The following is a 15,704-nucleotide window of genomic DNA, read 5'->3' as shown; positions in this document are numbered from 1 at the left end:
TGTGTGGCATAGCAGACAGAGATCGCCGATTGCTTCGGATGGCTTATCGCAATGCAACACCGAATCGTCACGCCGCCAGCGCGGCCATCGCGGCGGCGCGATCGGGAAGAATGCGAAACAGCGAATCGAAGCCGATCACCTGAAACACTTCATGAACCTGCGGCAAGAGTCCAGTCAGCACCAGATCATGCCCCGTGCTGCGCGCGCTCTTCGCCGCCTTCAGCAAGACGCGCAGGCCGGCCGAACTGACGTATTGCACGTCGCTCATATCGAGCAGCACGCGCGGCGTCGCCTGCACACGCTCGGGCAGCACGTCTTCGAGTTGCCGGGACGTCGTGCTGTCGATGCGTCCATCCACGGCGATGACCAGTACTTCGCCTTCATGCGTTTCGTTGATATTCATCGGTTTCCTCGGTAGATCTTCAAGCGTCCGGCTTCGCGGCGATGCGCTTGTGAAAGCTCAGGCAGTTCAATTCTTCACGACGCTCATAAGCCACGCGATCCATCATCTTGCGCACGAGATAGACGCCGAGCCCGCCGATCGCGCGATCGTCGAGTTCGCTCGTCACATCGGGATCGGGCAGCTTCAATGGATCGAAAGCCACGCCGTCGTCGATGACTTCGGCATGCACTTCGTCCGTGCCGATCGTCACGTGAACGCGGATCGCGCCGTGCGCCGAACCGTACGCCGCGATGTTCGAGATGACTTCGTCGAAGGCCATCGCGAAGCTCTGGAACAGCGCGGGCGGCAGGCCGCGCGCATCGAAGAGCGTCTGCAAGCGATTCACCAGCGCATCGATGTCGGGCGCTTTCGGATCCAGTTGCGTGTCGAGCGTGTCGGTCGCGTTCATGCTGTCTTCGACCCGGAAGCCCCGTAGTGAACCGCGAGGCAGGTGATGTCGTCGGATTGCGGCGCACCGTCGGCGAACTGATTGACGCTGTCGAAGAGACGCTTGAGCAGCACTTCGACATCCGCACCGTTGGACCCGGCGAGATGCCGCGCGAGACGCAGTTCGCCGTATTCCTCGTCGGCGGGATTGAACGCCTCGGTGACGCCATCGGTATAGAGCAGCAGCGTCGAACCGGCTTCGAGATGCGCGCGCCCTTCCTTGAACGGCGTGCCTTCGATGACGCCCAGCGCCATGCCGCCCGTGCCCGGCAATTGCGACACCTCGCCGTCCGGACCGATCAGATAAGGCGGATTATGCCCGCCGTTCGCGTATTCGAGTTCGCCTGTCGCCGTATCGAGGATGCCGTAGAACAGCGTCACGAACATCGTGGCTTCATTGTCCTGCGCGAGCAGATCGTTGGCGAGCGCGAGACACGCGCCCGGGCTCGCGGCGCTCGGCGCGATCGCGCGCAGCAGCGTGCGCGCCACCGCCATGAACAATGCGGCGGGCACGCCCTTGCCCGACACATCGGCGATCACCATGCCGATCTTCTGATCGGACAGCCAGAAGTAATCGTAGAAGTCGCCGCCGACTTCCCGCGCGGGAATCATGCGCGCGAACATCTGCAAGTCGGGCCGCGATGGAAAGCGCGTCGGCACGATCGATTGCTGCATGCGGCGCGCGACGTCGAGTTCCTGCTGGATCGACACGAGCTTCGTATGCGCGTTGAACACGTTCTGGATCGTGAGGAACCACGGACGCCATGCCTGCGGAATATCCGGAATCGACTTGACGGAGCCGCGGTCTTCGTCCTGGATATAGCGCACCAGCTTCTGCGCGGGCACGATCGCATCCCGATACGTCATCCGGCTCGCGATCATGAGCATCAGCGTCAGGCTCAGCACGAGCACCAGCACGCTCGGCACGCCGGTCTCCAGCGCCACGCGCTGAAGGTTCCAGCGCGGCAGCAGCAGCACGAGGCGAAACGGCGCATGCCGGATGCCGACCGCTTCGATGTAATAGCCGTCGCGAATCGAAAGACGCCCGTCCGCATCGTTCAGCACGCTTTGCAGGTCGCTGCGCAATGAAGGCGGAAAGGCTTCGTCGGCCGATCGCACCTGCTGTGCGCCGTCGCGCACCAGTTCCGGGTCCGCGAGCAACTGCCCGCGATCGTTGACGATGAACATGCGGCCCAGTCCCGGCGGCCAGGTGCGCACGAACTGGTTGAGCCAGCCGAGCGTCAGATCGAGCGACACCGAGCCGCGAAACTGGCCCGCATCGAACACGCCCGCCGATGCGGTGACCATCACGCCCTTGCCGGCTTCATCGACATAAACGGGCGTCCACACGACGGCGTGATCGGGATCGGCCGCCGTTTGCACTTCCGTGAAAAATTCCTTTTGCTTGAGCGAATCTGCGTAGAAGAAGTCTTTCGACGCGACCCACGGATAGATATTGATGAAGCGTTGCGCGGACGTGTAGTAGACCCACGTCGCGCCCGGCAGGTTGGCCATGATCGTCTTGAACGTGCCGTTCAGGCTCAGCGCCATCTCTAGCTCGCGATCGAGCGCGGGCGTGCGCGGACCGACGAGGCCCGTGAGATTGCCGGCATCGGCGGCGGTCCACGGCGCAGGCAACGCGTCGAGCTGGATGCTGTCCGGCTCCTTGCCCGGCCGCAGCGCGGCGAGCAAGGGCGAATCGGCCGCGCCTTGCGGATGCAGGCGCAACCATGTCTCGCCCTGAATGCGCATCGAGTTGACGGCGTCGGTGCTGCTTCGCACGAGCGCATCGAGCGCGATCGCCTGTTCCTGCATGCGCTGACTGACGCTCGACGTTTGCGCCGCGAGCGTCATCGTGTATTGCAGATAAACGAGCGCGCACGCGACGATGAGCACGCCCACGAACGCGATGCGCATCACACGGTTGTAGCGGGCGAACAAGGCCGCCGTCAGATCGGACATACGCTCTTTCGTTTAACGTTGATGCGGATTGTGGTCATGTCGAATCACCCGCTCAGGCCGCGACGCTGCCCGCGCGTGCCTCGCGCGTGCCGGCGTAGCCGAGCTGTTCGAGGCGCTTTTGCAGCACGCCGGAACTCGTCAACTGAAGGATTTCGGAGAAGACCATGCGGGTCATCGATTTCGGATCGACGATGCGCGCGCCCTGCTCCGCCTTCAATACGCCGATGACCTCGCGATAATCCTCGATGCCTGCGACCATGATGTCGAACCAGCTCAGCCACGCGGCGGAGATCGTCGGGTTCTGCTGCAGCTCCTTGCACAGCCGTCCGATGCGCGTCGCCTGATCGAGCAGGATCACGTCGATCTCGTGCTCGTCCGAGCCGAGCCGATCACGCAAATCGACGTCCCAGCGAATGCTGATTTCGGGGAGAAAGATATAGCGCAGCCCCTGCACGATGCCGATCCGGCTGTGCACCGACGGGATCATCGTGAAGCCGTCGATAGCCCAGCCTTCGCCGGGAAACTCGACGATCTGGCGCACCAGTTCGACCGTATCCGCGATGCGCCGCGGCTCGCGGAACATCACGGTGAGACCGGGCCGCGCGTTGTCGGTCCATTCGCCGGGCGGCAGCACGCGTCCGACGAAGGCATCGGTCTGCGCGGCGGCATCGGCGAGCGAGAACACGGCAGCGGCGAGCGCGGCCGCATCGAAGCCGATTGCCGCCTTCACTTCGAGACCGACCGACAGTTCCTGGCTCGATCCATAACGCCCGAGCACGGGACGCAGCACGATGTCCCGCACGCGCTCGTCGTCGCTCAGCAACGTGACGAGCGGATGCACGAAGGCCTTGAAGCGCGCGCCGACCGGATACACGCGCGATGCCGGAATCGTCGTCGCGCCATGACCGCGCAGACGCGCGAGCCCGCCGGCCGAGGCCTGCTGCGTGAGGCCCACGAAGTAATGATCCACAGCGTCGGCCATCGCCGTTCCTTGTTTTTGCTTTGAGTTCGAAATTACGTCGGAAAGTGTATCGATGGCCGGCGCGGACAAAAGCCCGAGAAGAACGCCAAAGAGGCGACTATTCGTGGCTTTGCCGCGACCAACGCGAGCGTGGCCGATCAGCCTTGCAAATGGCCGGCTTTTCGAGGGATCTGGAACGCTGATGAAATCTCGCGGGAAGGCGCGGGAAAGGTCGGCACACGATTGCGCGCGACGCATGCATTCGGAAGCCGGGCGGTCGCAGCCCCGTTCAATCCGCGCGTACTGATTCGTTCTTCCGGATGAGTCTGTCGTTCCGGGTGAGCGCGATGGGTCACGATCTTTACATGAACATCCTGACGGGCATGTTCCTTTTCTGGAACGGCGCTCGCGTGCTGACCTACGTTCCCACGATCGTCAGACTCGTCTGCGCGCCGACCGACGCGCGAAGTCATAGCCTTCTGACCTGGTTATGCTGGGTGCTGAGCAACGGGACATTCGCGCTGATGCTGCTCGAACGAAACGACGGCGTACCTGAAGCGATGTTCTGGCTCAACGTCGGCAATACGACGATGTGTCTGATCGTTTGCGCGATCATCTTTTGCAAGCAGCACAGCGTGGATGCGCGCTGACATATCCCCTCGCTGCTTAGCAAAACATCGACCCGCTTTCCTACATGTAAACCCTCTCGCACATCTCCCCGTGCACGTGTGATTCGATGCGCCCGGCGAGTCGAAGAGCATTGACGGCGGGTTAATGCGCCCGAATACTGCCGACTGGAGGGCGTCGCTTGCAGCGATGCGTATTCGTCAGGAGACTTTAGCGCACCCGGTCTTCATCAAACCCACCCGATACAAGGAACGTAGAATGAAGAATGCCTTGTCCGTACGCTTCGTCATGAAGGTTGCCGCCGCCGTGTCCGCGGTCACGTTCGCCATGTCCGCGCATTCCGCGGACCCGCTCAAGATCACGCTAACCAACTGGGCCGATACCCAGGCGGTCGTCTACACCGCGAAGTACGTTCTGGAAACCAAGCTGCAACAGCCCGTTACGCTGGTCAACGCGGATATCGGCATTCAGTTTCAGGGCCTCGCCCGCGGCGATGTGGATCTGATGCTGGGCGCCTGGCTTCCGGTCACGCACGCGGCTTACTTCGCTCGCTACAAGAACGACATCGAGGATCTGGGCACCATCTACTCGGGGGCGAAGATCGGATGGGCGGTTCCGGACTACGTGCCCGAGAGCGAGGTCGCCTCGATCGCCGATCTCAACAAGCCCGACGTCAAGACGAAGCTGAACAGCACGATTCAGGGCATCGAGCCGGGTGCGGGCGAGATGGTCGCCTCGGAGAAAGCGCTCAAGGAGTATGACCTCGCCGGCTATAACCTTGTCCGTGCAAGCGAGGCCGGCATGCTGACGGCGGTCTCGCGTGCTTATCCGGCGAAGAACTGGATCGTCGCGACGGTCTGGAGCCCGCACTGGCTGTGGCAGAAGTACAAGATGCGGTATCTGAAGGATCCCAAAGGCGTACTCGGCGGCGACGAGCAGATTCACGGTTTCGGGTCGAAGCAGTTCGCGCAGAAATTTCCTCGCGCCAACGTCTTCGTCCGGCACTTCAAGCTGACGCTCGCGGATGTCGAAGCGATCGAACTCGACGGCAATGCCACGAACGACTGGAACGTGGCGGCGAAGAAGTTCGTCGATGCGCATCCCGAGAAAGTGCAGGCATGGCTCCAGCAGTGAAGCGTCCGGCCGCGCCGACCGTGGCGCGGCTGACCGATTACCTAGGTAATTGACACGTATGGACCTAAGTAATTTGAGCGCTTACGCTCTTTTTCAACTCGGAAGGAATCCGACAAGAGAAAGGGGTCAAGCGCCATGCCGAATCAAGCAGCCCAAGAGGTCGATACCAGAACGCTCAGACGCGTCATAGCCGCGGCTTCCATCGGCAACTTCGTCGAATGGTTCGACTTCGCCGCGTATGGATTTCTCGCGACCATCCTGACTCGCGAGTTCTTTCCGAGCGGCGACCCGACGGTCGGGCTTCTGAAGACGTTCGCGGTCTTTGCGGTGGCCTTCGCGTTCCGGCCGCTGGGCGGCCTCTTCTTCGGCGTCGTCGGGGACCGGATCGGCCGCAAGCGAACCCTCGCTTTCACCATCCTGATGATGGCGGGCGCCACCACGCTGATCGGGCTGCTGCCGACGTACGCAAGCATCGGCTACTGGGCGCCGCTGCTGCTCACGATCATCCGCTGCGTGCAAGGCTTCTCCGCGGGCGGCGAGTATGCGGGCGCCTGCGCGTACGTGATGGAACATGCGCCGCGCCGCCGTCGCGCATTTTTCGGCAGCTTCGTTCCGGTTTCGACGTTCTCGTCGTTCGCGTGCGCGGCGGTCGTCGCTTATGCGCTCGAATCTTCGCTGTCGCCCGCGGCGATGGTCGACTGGGGCTGGCGCATCCCGTTTCTGATCGCGGCTCCGGTCGGTCTCATCGGCGTCTATCTGCGCGTGAATCTGCATGAGACGCCCGCATTCAAGGCGCTCGAAGGCAACAAGGAAGTCGCTCATGCGCCCTTGATAGAAACCCTGCATTCGCAGTCCGGGAACATCCTGAGACTCGGCGCGTTCGTCTCGGTGACAGCGCTGTCCTTCTATACGTTCACCACGTATTTCGCGACCTATATGCAGGTGGCGGGGCACTTGTCTCGCGGAACCTCGCTGCTCGTGACCGTGCTCGCACTCTTCTTCGCCGCCGCGCTGTGCCCGCTGGCCGGCCTTTTCTCCGACCGCGTCGGCCGACGCACGACGATCGCCAGCACCTGCATCTTCATCATCGTCTCGGTCTATCCTGCCTTCACGCTCGGCGGATCGGGCGAACTGTCGCGCTCACTGCTCGGCGTCGCGCTGCTCGCCGTGGGCGCCGTGCTCTCGGGCGTCGTGACGGCTCCGCTGCTGTCGGAAGTGTTCGCCACCAAGACCCGATACACCGCATCCGCCATCACCTACAACCTCGCGTACACGATCTTCGGCGGCACCGCGCCGCTCGTCGCGACGTGGCTGATCTCCGCGACGGGAACGAATCTCTCGCCGGCGTATTACCTGATCGCCGTGTCGATCTTCGCGATGATCGGCGGCCTCTCGTTGCGCGAGACATCGAAGACCGCGCTCGAGGAAGCAGGCCATGCAAGCGCGGGCGCAAGCGCCGCGGCGCGCTCAACCACGATACCGAAAGGATCGACGCAATGAGTAGCCTTCACGATTCGAGCATCATCATCGACGGACTGAACATCTCGAAGTTCGAGCGCTCCGTATTCGAGGACATGAGAAAGGGCGGCGTCACGGCGGTCAACTGCACCGTGTCGGTGTGGGACGACTTCCAGAAGACCATCGACAACATCGCGGAAATGAAGCAGCAGATCCGCGAGTACAGCGAGATTCTCACGCTCGTGCGCACCACCGACGATATCCTGCGCGCGAAGAAAGAGAACAAAACCGGCATCATCTTCGGCTTTCAGAACTCGTATGCGTTCGAGGATAACCTCGGTTACATCGAGGTATTCAAGGAACTCGGCGTCAACGTGGTTCAGCTTTGCTACAACACGCAGAATCTCGTGGGCACCGGCTCTTATGAACCCGATGGCGGCTTGTCCGGATATGGCCGCGAAGTGATTCAGGAGATGAATCGCGTGGGCATCATGGTGGATCTTTCGCATGTCGGCGCGAAGACTTCTTCCGATGCGATCGCCTGCTCGAAAAAGCCTGTCACGTACTCGCACTGCTGCCCTTCTGGTTTGAAAGAGCATCCGCGCAACAAGACGGACGAGCAGTTGAAAGAGATTGCCGATGCGAACGGCTTCGTCGGCGTGACGATGTTCATGCCGTTCCTGAGAAGAGGCGCGGACGCGACCGTCGACGATTATCTCGAAGCGATCGAGTACACGATCGATCTGATCGGCGAAGACAAGGTCGGCATCGGCACCGACTTCACGCAAGGTTACAGCACCGAATTCTTCGACTGGATCACGCACGACAAGGGCCGCTATCGCCGTCTGACGGACTTCGGCAAGGTCGTGAATCCGGAAGGCATCCGCACGATCGGCGAATTCCCGAATCTCACCGCCGCGATGGAGAAGGCGGGCTGGAGCGAATCGCGCATAAAGAAAGTGATGGGCGAGAACTGGCTGCGTGTATTCGGCGAAGTGTGGAACGTGTGATTTGCGTCGGCATCGATCCTGTGCGAAAAGTTATCTGACCTCGGTGTTACGATAACTTTTCGCCAGACGCGGCAAGCTTCCCGACATGACCGATCCGACGCCCAAGCTCGACTACGAGGATTTGTTCAGGCATTTGCCCGTTGCCGTCATCGTTGCAAGAGAGCGGGTCATGGTGGATTGCAATTCGAGAGCGCTGGAACTCTTCAGGGCGACACGCGACGACATCATCGATCAATCGTTCTCGAAGCTTTATCCGCAGCGCAAGGACTTTTCCACCACCGGCCGCCGTCTCGCACCGCTGCTCGCCAAGCATGAATTTTTCAGCGATGACCGCATCATGCGGCGCATCGACGGCACGCATTTCTGGGTCACCGTCTGCGGCTTCGGATATAACCCGAAGCGGCCTTTCGAACTGGCGGTCTGGACTTTCACGGACTTGTCGCAGGGCACGAAGCAATCCGATAACGCCAACATGTTGACCGAACGTGAGCGCGACGTCGCCGCACTGCTCGTTCACGGCATGACGAGCAAGGAGATCGGCAAGGAGCTGAACATCAGTCCGCGTACGGTCGATATCCATCGCGCGAGCCTGCTGCGCAAATACGGCGCGCGAGCGACGCAAGACCTGATCGCGCGGCTGCTGGCGTAAATGGATGGCCTGGTCGAAAGAACGTTTCTTGGCCCTTCAGCCTGGGTCATCGCGCGGATATCGTAGGTGTCATGCAACGTGGAGAACACGCATGGACACCTCGATCGCCTTTCGGCATCTCGACACGCCCGACGACTGGACGCGCGCCTTCGACGTCATGAAGGAACTGCGCCCGCATCTCACCGACGCGCACGCGTTCGCCGCGCAAATGCGCCGTCAACGCGAGGAAAGCTATCGTTTGCTCGCCGCGTGCGACGAAGATGGCGCGATCCTCGGTCTCGCCGGCTATCGAACGCAAACGAACACGCTGTATGGGCGTTTCGTCTATCTCGACGATCTCGTCGTCACGGCGCGGCTGCAACGCAGCGGCATCGGCGAGCAATTGCTCGGCAAAGTGCGCGAGATCGCGCTTCATTCGCGCTGCGCGCATTTCGTGCTCGATACCGGCCTGCACATGGCGCTCGCGCAGCGCTTCTACTATCGCAATGGCCTGCTCGCGAAGGGCATGCACTTCGTCGAGACGCTCGCCGGCAATGCCAAGGAGGCCGCGCGATGAAAGTGCTATTCGTCAACGCGAGCCCGCACGGCGATGCGAGCAACGGCTACCGGCTCGCGCTGGAGATGATCGAGATGTTGCAGAAGACCGCGCGCGTGGAAGTCGTCGAACGCGATCTCGCCGCGAAGGCGTTGCCGCCCATCACGCGGGACTATGCGCGCGCGGTCACCTCGCGTCATCCGGATACGAGCGCGTTCGACATATCCGAGCAACTGGTCCGCGAGATCGAAACGACTGATGCGCTCATCATCAACACGCCGATGCACAACTTCACCGTGCCCGCCGCGCTGAAGCTGTGGATCGACTACGTGCTGCGCATTCATCGCACATTCGCGGCCACGCCCGAAGGCAAGGTCGGCCTGATGCGCGACCGGCCCGCGTTCGTGATCGTCGGATCGGGCGGCTTTCATAGCGGCGAGCACGCGCGCCAGCCGGATTTCCTCACGCCGTATCTGCGTTACGCGCTCGGTTCGATCGGCTTGCGAAGCCTGCACTTTCTCTTGCTGCAAGGACTCGTGCGCGGCGATGAAGCCGTGGCCGAAGCGCTGCAATGCGCGCGCGATGAGATCGCGCGGCACGCGCTTTTTGCTTCTGACGACGCCATCACGCTCTAACCGTCGTAGGCTCGTCGAAGCATGCGCGCGAGCCGCGTTGCTTCGGCGGCATCGGCGACATTCGCAAAGCCGACGACGATCCCGCGCCACGTATGCTTCGTGCGCCCGTTCAGATACCACGCCGACAGCGCCAGCACCGCGAGCCCGGCTTCGCGCGCGCGTGCGGCCATCGCCAAGTCGTCGATGGGACCAGCGCGACCCTTGCTGAAGATCGCGACGAGATGCATGCCGCCGGTCGGCAGGTCGATGGTCACGTCATCGCCGAACGCCTTCAGAATCGCATTCGCGAGCAGCATCCGCCGCTCGGCGTACAGCGCGCGCATGCGCTTCAGATGCCGCGCGAAATGCCCTTGCGCGATGAAGTCCGCCACCGCCGCCTGCAACAGATAAGGCGATCCCGCATTCATGCTCTTCGTGAGCTGCCCGAAGCGCGCGACGGCCCGCTCGGGCGCCACCACATAAGAGAGACGCAGGCCCGGAAACAGCACCTTGCTGAACGTGCCGCAATAGATCACGCGATCGTCGCGATCGAGGCTTTTCAGCGCGGGCAGCGGACGGCCGACATAGCGAAACTCGCTGTCGTAATCGTCCTCGACGATCCAGCTCCCCGCACGGCTCGCCCAGTCGAGCAGCTTCATGCGTCGGGAAAGCGCCAGCGTGACCCCGAGCGGACTGTGATGCGATGGCGTGACGAACGCGAAGCGCGCATCGGCATCGAGCGCGATGCCCGCATCGACGTCGAGCCCTTCGTGATCGATCGGCACCGGCACGAGCTGCACGCCCGCTTCGACGAGAAAGTTACGCGCGAGCAGATAGCCCGGCTCTTCGAACCACGCGCGGTCTTCGGGCTTCGCGAGACTGCGCAGGATGAGTTCGAGCGTCGAGCGATAGCCGTTCGTCACGAACACCTGCTCCGGTACGCACTCCACGCCGCGCGAGAGGCCGAGATACGTCGCGATGCGCTCGCGCAACGGCCGATAACCGGAAGGATCGGGATACGTGAGTGCGGCGAGATCGCCGCTGCGTGCCCGATACGCGACGAGCCGGCTCCATACCTTGCGCGGAAACGCATCGAGCGCGGGCAGGCCGGGGCGCAAGGGCTTCGCATCGTTGCCGATATCGGCGGCGGGCTCGACGCGTCTCGCGCGCGGCGCATCCGCGCGTTCGCGGCTCTTGCGCGTGGCGGACCGCGTCACCGCACCCGGCAGTGACGACGACACGAACGTGCCCGCCGCGCCGCGCATCTGCAAGTAGCCTTCATCGACGAGAATGTTATAGGCCATCTCGACGGTGCCGCGTGCCGTATTCAGTTGCGTCGCGAGGCCGCGCAACGCGGGCACCCGATCTCCCGGCTTCAGATGACCCGCCGCGATCGCGGCCTTGAAGCGCTCGCAAATCTGCAGATAAATTGGCGATGCTTCCTGCCGGTCGATTGCTATCGTCAGTGCATTTCTGGTTTGCGGCATGGACTAGTCCAATCGATGATTCTTGTCCCTTTCTGCTAAGCCATCATTGTCACACAATGACTTCACTTTCACTTGACCGAGAGGTGCATCATGAAGATCGTCGTCATTGGCGGTTCGGGTTTGATCGGCGCGAAAACCGTCGCGATTCTGCGTGCGAAGGGTCACGAGGCGATCGCCGCGTCGCCGCGCAACGGCGTGGATTCGGTGACCGGCGCAGGATTGAATGAAGCGCTTCGCGGCGCGCAAGTCGTGATCGATGTATCGAACGCGCCTTCATGGGCGCCCGACGACGTGATGGCGTTCTTCCGCACGTCCACCACGAATCTCGTGAAGGCCGAAGCCGCGGCGGGCGTGCAGCATCATGTCGCGCTGTCGGTCGTCGGCACGGACCGCATGCCGGACAACGGCTATTTCCGCGCCAAGGTCGCACAGGAGCAGTTGATCTCGGAATCGGGCGTGCCGTATTCCATCATTCGCGCGACGCAGTTCATGGAGTTCCTCGGCGGCATCGCCGATGCGGGCACGCAGGACGGCCGCGTGCATCTCTCGACAGGACAGTTCCAGCCGATCGCGGCGGATGACGTCGCGGCCATCGTCGCCGATGTCGCGCTCGCTGCGCCGTCGAATGGCATCGTCGATATCGCGGGGCCGGAGCGTGCGCCGCTGCATCGGATCGTCGGCCAGTATCTGAAGGCGCGGGGCGATGCGCGCGAGATCGTCGTCGATCCGAAAGCGACGTACTTCGGCGGCACCATCGTCGAGGACTCGCTCGTGCCGACCGGCGTTGCGCGCCGTGGAAACATCGCGCTCGCGGACTGGCTGAAGCAGGCGCGGGCGTAAACGGCGCAACGCGTTTCAAAAGACGTGCATCATCCCGATGTACGCGCCGGTCTGCGACTCGCCTGCTATCGGACTCGTACTGGGTTCGGCGTCGCGCGGCGTCGCGAAGACCGAGAACGTGCCGTTCGCGCTGTTGCGCACGTATGCCACCGTGCCGTACAGGAAGGTGCGCTTGGTGAAGTTGTAGGTCGTGCCGAGCGCGTAGAGCATCGCGTGGCTCGCGGGATCGTGCGCCGCATCGCCCGCGCCCTGACCCACGTGGATATAGAAGCCCGCCGCGGTGACGGCCCAGGCGGGCGTGGCCTGATACGTCGCGCCGAGCCAGTAGTGATCGGCGCTGTCGGCCACGCCCGCGGGAGAATCCGGCGCGGCGTAATGCGTGTAGGCGGCCTGCACCTTCCACTTGTCCACCTTCAGGTTCGCGCCGACGAAGTACTCGCGCGACGCCTGAAAAATGTTGTCGAGCTTGCCGTCCTGGCTGCGCAGTTCGTCGTAGATGCCGCGCACGTCGAGCACCGGCGAATGATAGGTCAGCATGATGCCTTCTGAGCGGCCGAACTCGCCCTGCGCGCCCGAATTGAACGCGCCCGCCTGATTGCCGAACGCATACTGCCCCTGCACGTCGAAGCCATGAAACACGGGGCTGTGGTACTCGACGTTATTGCTCGTTTGCTGCCAGTTGCGCCCACGCACCAGCGACGCCGACGACACCGCCTGCTGCACGAAGGGATCGAATTCCCACACGCCGTCGCTGTCGATGAAGAGGTTGCGGCCCGCCTGCAACTGGCCCCACGTCTTCGAGTTCAGTCCGACATAGGCGCGGCGCGACCACAGGCGTCCGCCGCCGGTGGTGCCGTTCATGATCTGGATGGCTGTTTCGAGGTCGAAGACCGCGCTCAGGCCGGCGCCGAGATCTTCGTTGCCCTTGAGGCCCCACATGCTGGTGCCCCAGTCGCCGCCTTCGGCGCTCCATCGCGAAGCGCTGCCGCCCGTGCCGTTCGCGATGTGATTCAGATATTCGATGCCGCCATCGATACGCCCGTACATCGTGACGGTCGTTTGCGCCCATGCGCCCGAGGTGACGAGAAGAAGGCCTGCCGCTTTCCAGAGACGAACTTTCATGGCCGACTGAACTCCATGTTGGCCCTGCCCGGTTGAGAGAAAACGATTGGCTGCACCTTAGCACCATCCGATGAAGTCGGCAAAAATCAGTGCCGCATCGGTTGTCGAAATGGCTTAAGGGCGAACACCAAGTATCGGCATTTTCATTCGGATGCCTAATATTCGAACGATGTCATACGACATCGATGATTCGATCGCTTTCAAGAGGCTGACTAATTGAACAAGAACCCCGCTCTTTCCGCGCTGGCCCGAGCCGGCGTCGCCTGGCTCACCGCCGCTTCGATCGCGTTGACGCTCAACGCTTGCGGCGGCGACGGCGCCGATGCGTCACCCGCCTCGGTACAGAAATCCGATGCGCCCTCGGGATTTCCGGTCGGTACGACGACCTATGACGCCGCGCTGCCGCCCGAACCTGCGCTGCCGCTCGCGCCGCAGATCTGCGCGACCTTGCCCGCCGCGCTGACGGCGCAAGCGAACGGCCTTCTGCCCGATAGCGCCGACGCCACCGACACGGCCCCGGACACCGCGCGCATCCAGACGGCGCTCGACGCGTGCAAGAATCCGTCGAGCACCGGTCTCGCGACGAACAAGGCCGTGCGGCTCGTGACCGGCCCGAACGGCGCGAACGCGTTCATCGCCGGAGCGCTGAATCTGCCCGGCGGCGTGACGCTCTGGATCGACACGGGCGTCACGCTGTTCGCCTCGCGCGATCCGCGCCAGTACGACAAGGTCAAGGGCACCGCGAGCTGCGGCATCATCACGCCGAGCGACAACGGCTGTCTCGCGCTCATCAACGCGAACAAGATCGCGAACGGCGCGGTGGTCGGCGATGGCGTCATCGATGGACGCGGCGGCAGTCCGCTGATCAGCAGCGTCGCCAACGATCCGAATCTGATGAAGCGCCCCGACGGCAACGGCACAATGAGCTGGTGGGATATCGGCTGGATGGCGAACAAGGTGCTGAACCAGGCGCAGAACAATCCGCGCCTCATCCAGATCAGTAATGGCCGCAACTTCACGCTGTATCGCGTGACGCTGCAGAACGCGCCCAAGTTTCACGTCGTGTCGAGCGGCGTCGAAGGTTTCACGGCGTGGGGCGTCAGGATCTACACGCCGACCGCCGCCTATGAAGCGATGACAAACTATCTCGGCATGCCCTACAGCCCGGATACGGCGAAGAACACCGACGGCATCGATCCCGGCAGCTCCGGCCCGATCACGAGCAATCCCGGCAATCCGGGCAAGCTGACGGGCGATGCGAGCAACATGCTGATCGCGTACACGTCGATCCGCACGGGCGACGACAACATGGCGATCAAGGGCGGCACCGGCACGACAAACGGCCGCACTTACGACATCACCGTCGCGCATAGCCGCTTCTATTCCGGGCACGGCATGTCGATCGGCAGCGAGACGGCGGGCACGGACAATGGCGCGGCGAATCCGGACGTCGCGCCGGTGAACGGCGTCCTGCCGAGCCTGAGCAATGTCAACGTCTACGATCTGGTAATCGATGGCGCCGACAACGGTCTGCGCATCAAGTCGGACTGGAGCCGCGGCGGGCTGGTGTCGAACATCCGTTATTCGAACGTATGCATCCGCATGCCGCAGTCGTCGTCGGACGGTGCGCCGCAAGCGCTGATCTTCTCGCCGTACTACAGCGCGACGAAGAACGGCGCGCTTTATCCGAGCTTCCAGAATATCGCGCTCGATGGCGTGCGCATCGTCAATGCGTCGAGTTTTACGTTTCAGGGCTTCAATTCCGCGAGTCCGGTTTTGCAGGGTGCGGCCGGCTGGCCGAATCCGCCCGTCGTCAATCCGTTGACGATCTCGCTGAACAACGTCGTTACGGATGTCGCGCCGTCGAGCTTCACGGTCGCGGATGCGCTCGTCAGCATCGGCGATGGCGGCACGTCGCTGCCCTTCGCGGCAGGCGGCGGCGTGAGCGTCACGCGCGCCGCCGCGGGCCCGGCGAGCGCCGCGCCGGTCGATTGCGGCCGGGCGTTCGCGCCGTTCCCCGGACAACAGGTCAGCGGTTCGAGGCCTTCCTCCAGCGAGTCTTGAACGCTCCCTGTAAAGAAACGTTTACCCGTGCCGATAACCTGTAACAGAAGGAGCCGGACGATCGTTCGGGCCTTTCGACATTTAAGACGAGTGTCCCGCAGCCGCACTGCGCGGGCCGACAACATCGGGCAGAGAGAGAATGGTCTTCAGCTACAGGGACATGATGGTCACGCCGGCAGCGGTTCGGCAGGGCAATGTGTTTGCCGCGACGGCGCGCATCCAGGATTTGAACGGAATGGAGCGTTCCGTGCGCCTGCCGGGCGAGTTTCCCAACGTGGAAGAAGCGATCCGCTTCGCGATCGCGGCGGGCTTCGAATATATCGACTGCGATCAGCGCTGCTGATTTCACGCG

At 62.8% G+C, this 15,704-nt stretch carries 16 protein-coding genes; 10 read left to right on the top strand and 6 right to left on the bottom strand.

Annotated elements, in window-relative coordinates; all coding sequences use genetic code 11:
* Positions 1-67: 67 nt before the first annotated feature.
* Genes PQR08_RS02280 through PQR08_RS02265 form a run of 4 tightly spaced genes read right to left on the bottom strand, consistent with a single transcriptional unit; the run spans position 68 to position 3,833 of the window.
* Positions 68-403 (bottom strand): STAS domain-containing protein, encoded by a 336-nt coding sequence (locus PQR08_RS02280; protein WP_238211029.1) that lies wholly within the window; start codon positions 401-403, stop codon positions 68-70.
* Positions 404-422: 19 nt separating this feature from the next.
* Positions 423-851 (bottom strand): ATP-binding protein, encoded by a 429-nt coding sequence (locus PQR08_RS02275; RefSeq protein ID WP_250485585.1) that lies wholly within the window; start codon positions 849-851, stop codon positions 423-425.
* Entirely contained in the window at positions 848-2,851 is a 2,004-nt protein-coding gene (locus PQR08_RS02270) for a SpoIIE family protein phosphatase (protein WP_250485586.1), read from the bottom strand. Before PQR08_RS02270 ends, PQR08_RS02275 begins: the two co-directional genes overlap by 4 nt.
* A 52-nt stretch (positions 2,852-2,903) precedes the next feature.
* Complete coding sequence (locus tag PQR08_RS02265) at positions 2,904-3,833, bottom strand: hypothetical protein (RefSeq protein WP_238288677.1); 930 nt, start codon at positions 3,831-3,833, stop codon at positions 2,904-2,906.
* Between the two features lie 344 nt (positions 3,834-4,177).
* Here PQR08_RS02265 and PQR08_RS02260 point away from each other — a divergent pair, with 344 nt between their 5' ends.
* From PQR08_RS02260 to PQR08_RS02230, 7 genes are all read left to right on the top strand, one after another.
* Positions 4,178-4,462: a hypothetical protein gene (locus PQR08_RS02260; protein ID WP_250485587.1), complete on the top strand. Its 285-nt coding sequence runs from the start codon at positions 4,178-4,180 to the stop codon at positions 4,460-4,462.
* 235 nt (positions 4,463-4,697) lie between these two features.
* Positions 4,698-5,573, top strand: a complete 876-nt coding sequence (locus PQR08_RS02255; RefSeq protein WP_408161031.1) for a glycine betaine ABC transporter substrate-binding protein — start codon at positions 4,698-4,700, stop codon at positions 5,571-5,573.
* A gap of 135 nt (positions 5,574-5,708) precedes the next feature.
* Positions 5,709-7,073: an MFS transporter gene (locus tag PQR08_RS02250; protein ID WP_250485588.1), complete on the top strand. Its 1,365-nt coding sequence runs from the start codon at positions 5,709-5,711 to the stop codon at positions 7,071-7,073.
* A complete protein-coding gene (locus PQR08_RS02245) occupies positions 7,070-8,041 on the top strand; it encodes a dipeptidase (protein ID WP_187603949.1) in 972 nt (323 codons plus the stop codon). The genes PQR08_RS02250 and PQR08_RS02245 overlap by 4 nt, the downstream gene beginning before the upstream one ends.
* An 85-nt stretch (positions 8,042-8,126) precedes the next feature.
* The gene (locus PQR08_RS02240) at positions 8,127-8,690 is read left to right on the top strand and encodes a PAS and helix-turn-helix domain-containing protein (RefSeq protein ID WP_238211019.1); all 564 of its coding nucleotides are present in this window, start codon (positions 8,127-8,129) and stop codon (positions 8,688-8,690) included.
* Positions 8,691-8,781: 91 nt separating this feature from the next.
* Positions 8,782-9,246 (top strand): GNAT family N-acetyltransferase, encoded by a 465-nt coding sequence (locus tag PQR08_RS02235; RefSeq protein WP_250485589.1) that lies wholly within the window; start codon positions 8,782-8,784, stop codon positions 9,244-9,246.
* The gene (locus PQR08_RS02230; protein ID WP_250485590.1) at positions 9,243-9,860 is read left to right on the top strand and encodes an FMN-dependent NADH-azoreductase; all 618 of its coding nucleotides are present in this window, start codon (positions 9,243-9,245) and stop codon (positions 9,858-9,860) included. The genes PQR08_RS02235 and PQR08_RS02230 overlap by 4 nt, the downstream gene beginning before the upstream one ends.
* On the opposite strand, the gene pdxR is transcribed toward PQR08_RS02230, so the two are convergent.
* On the bottom strand, positions 9,857-11,326 hold the full coding sequence (gene pdxR / locus PQR08_RS02225; RefSeq protein WP_250485591.1) for a MocR-like pyridoxine biosynthesis transcription factor PdxR: 1,470 nt from the start codon (positions 11,324-11,326) through the stop codon (positions 9,857-9,859). The genes PQR08_RS02230 and pdxR overlap by 4 nt on opposite strands.
* Before the next feature lie 90 nt (positions 11,327-11,416).
* Between pdxR and PQR08_RS02220 the strand changes: the two genes are divergently transcribed.
* Entirely contained in the window at positions 11,417-12,166 is a 750-nt protein-coding gene (locus PQR08_RS02220; RefSeq protein ID WP_250485592.1) for an SDR family oxidoreductase, read from the top strand.
* A 15-nt stretch (positions 12,167-12,181) separates the two neighbouring features.
* On the opposite strand, the gene PQR08_RS02215 is transcribed toward PQR08_RS02220, so the two are convergent.
* Positions 12,182-13,288 carry a porin gene (locus PQR08_RS02215; RefSeq protein ID WP_250485593.1) on the bottom strand — a complete coding sequence of 369 codons (1,107 nt, stop codon included), beginning with the start codon at positions 13,286-13,288 and terminating at the stop codon, positions 12,182-12,184.
* A gap of 216 nt (positions 13,289-13,504) precedes the next feature.
* On the opposite strand from PQR08_RS02215, the gene PQR08_RS02210 reads away from it, so the two are divergent.
* Complete coding sequence (locus tag PQR08_RS02210; protein WP_250485594.1) at positions 13,505-15,352, top strand: glycoside hydrolase family 28 protein; 1,848 nt, start codon at positions 13,505-13,507, stop codon at positions 15,350-15,352.
* Positions 15,353-15,491: 139 nt separating this feature from the next.
* A complete protein-coding gene (locus PQR08_RS02205; protein WP_035501235.1) occupies positions 15,492-15,695 on the top strand; it encodes a hypothetical protein in 204 nt (67 codons plus the stop codon).
* Positions 15,696-15,704 lie beyond the last annotated feature (9 nt).

Source organism: Caballeronia jiangsuensis (assembly GCF_046030135.1).
In the GTDB taxonomy this organism is placed as follows: domain Bacteria; phylum Pseudomonadota; class Gammaproteobacteria; order Burkholderiales; family Burkholderiaceae; genus Caballeronia; species Caballeronia jiangsuensis.
Note: the sequence above shows the minus strand (reverse complement) of the source record. Positions and strands in the feature narration are given on the sequence as shown.

Bases quoted from the DNA above. Each gene is read 5' to 3' on its own strand.
- PQR08_RS02230 (WP_250485590.1), top strand. From the start codon at position 9,243: ATGAAAGTGCTATTCGTCAACGCGAGCCCGCACGGCGATGCGAGCAAC.
- PQR08_RS02220 (WP_250485592.1), top strand. From the start codon at position 11,417: ATGAAGATCGTCGTCATTGGCGGTTCGGGTTTGATCGGCGCGAAAACC.
- PQR08_RS02265 (WP_238288677.1), bottom strand. From the start codon at position 3,833: ATGGCCGACGCTGTGGATCATTACTTCGTGGGCCTCACGCAGCAGGCC.
- PQR08_RS02215 (WP_250485593.1), bottom strand. From the start codon at position 13,288: ATGAAAGTTCGTCTCTGGAAAGCGGCAGGCCTTCTTCTCGTCACCTCG.
- PQR08_RS02260 (WP_250485587.1), top strand. From the start codon at position 4,178: ATGAACATCCTGACGGGCATGTTCCTTTTCTGGAACGGCGCTCGCGTG.
- pdxR (WP_250485591.1), bottom strand. From the start codon at position 11,326: ATGCCGCAAACCAGAAATGCACTGACGATAGCAATCGACCGGCAGGAA.
- PQR08_RS02245 (WP_187603949.1), top strand. From the start codon at position 7,070: ATGAGTAGCCTTCACGATTCGAGCATCATCATCGACGGACTGAACATC.
- PQR08_RS02205 (WP_035501235.1), top strand. From the start codon at position 15,492: ATGGTCTTCAGCTACAGGGACATGATGGTCACGCCGGCAGCGGTTCGG.
- PQR08_RS02240 (WP_238211019.1), top strand. From the start codon at position 8,127: ATGACCGATCCGACGCCCAAGCTCGACTACGAGGATTTGTTCAGGCAT.
- PQR08_RS02250 (WP_250485588.1), top strand. From the start codon at position 5,709: ATGCCGAATCAAGCAGCCCAAGAGGTCGATACCAGAACGCTCAGACGC.
- PQR08_RS02270 (WP_250485586.1), bottom strand. From the start codon at position 2,851: ATGTCCGATCTGACGGCGGCCTTGTTCGCCCGCTACAACCGTGTGATG.
- PQR08_RS02235 (WP_250485589.1), top strand. From the start codon at position 8,782: ATGGACACCTCGATCGCCTTTCGGCATCTCGACACGCCCGACGACTGG.
- PQR08_RS02280 (WP_238211029.1), bottom strand. From the start codon at position 403: ATGAATATCAACGAAACGCATGAAGGCGAAGTACTGGTCATCGCCGTG.
- PQR08_RS02255 (WP_408161031.1), top strand. From the start codon at position 4,698: ATGAAGAATGCCTTGTCCGTACGCTTCGTCATGAAGGTTGCCGCCGCC.
- PQR08_RS02275 (WP_250485585.1), bottom strand. From the start codon at position 851: ATGAACGCGACCGACACGCTCGACACGCAACTGGATCCGAAAGCGCCC.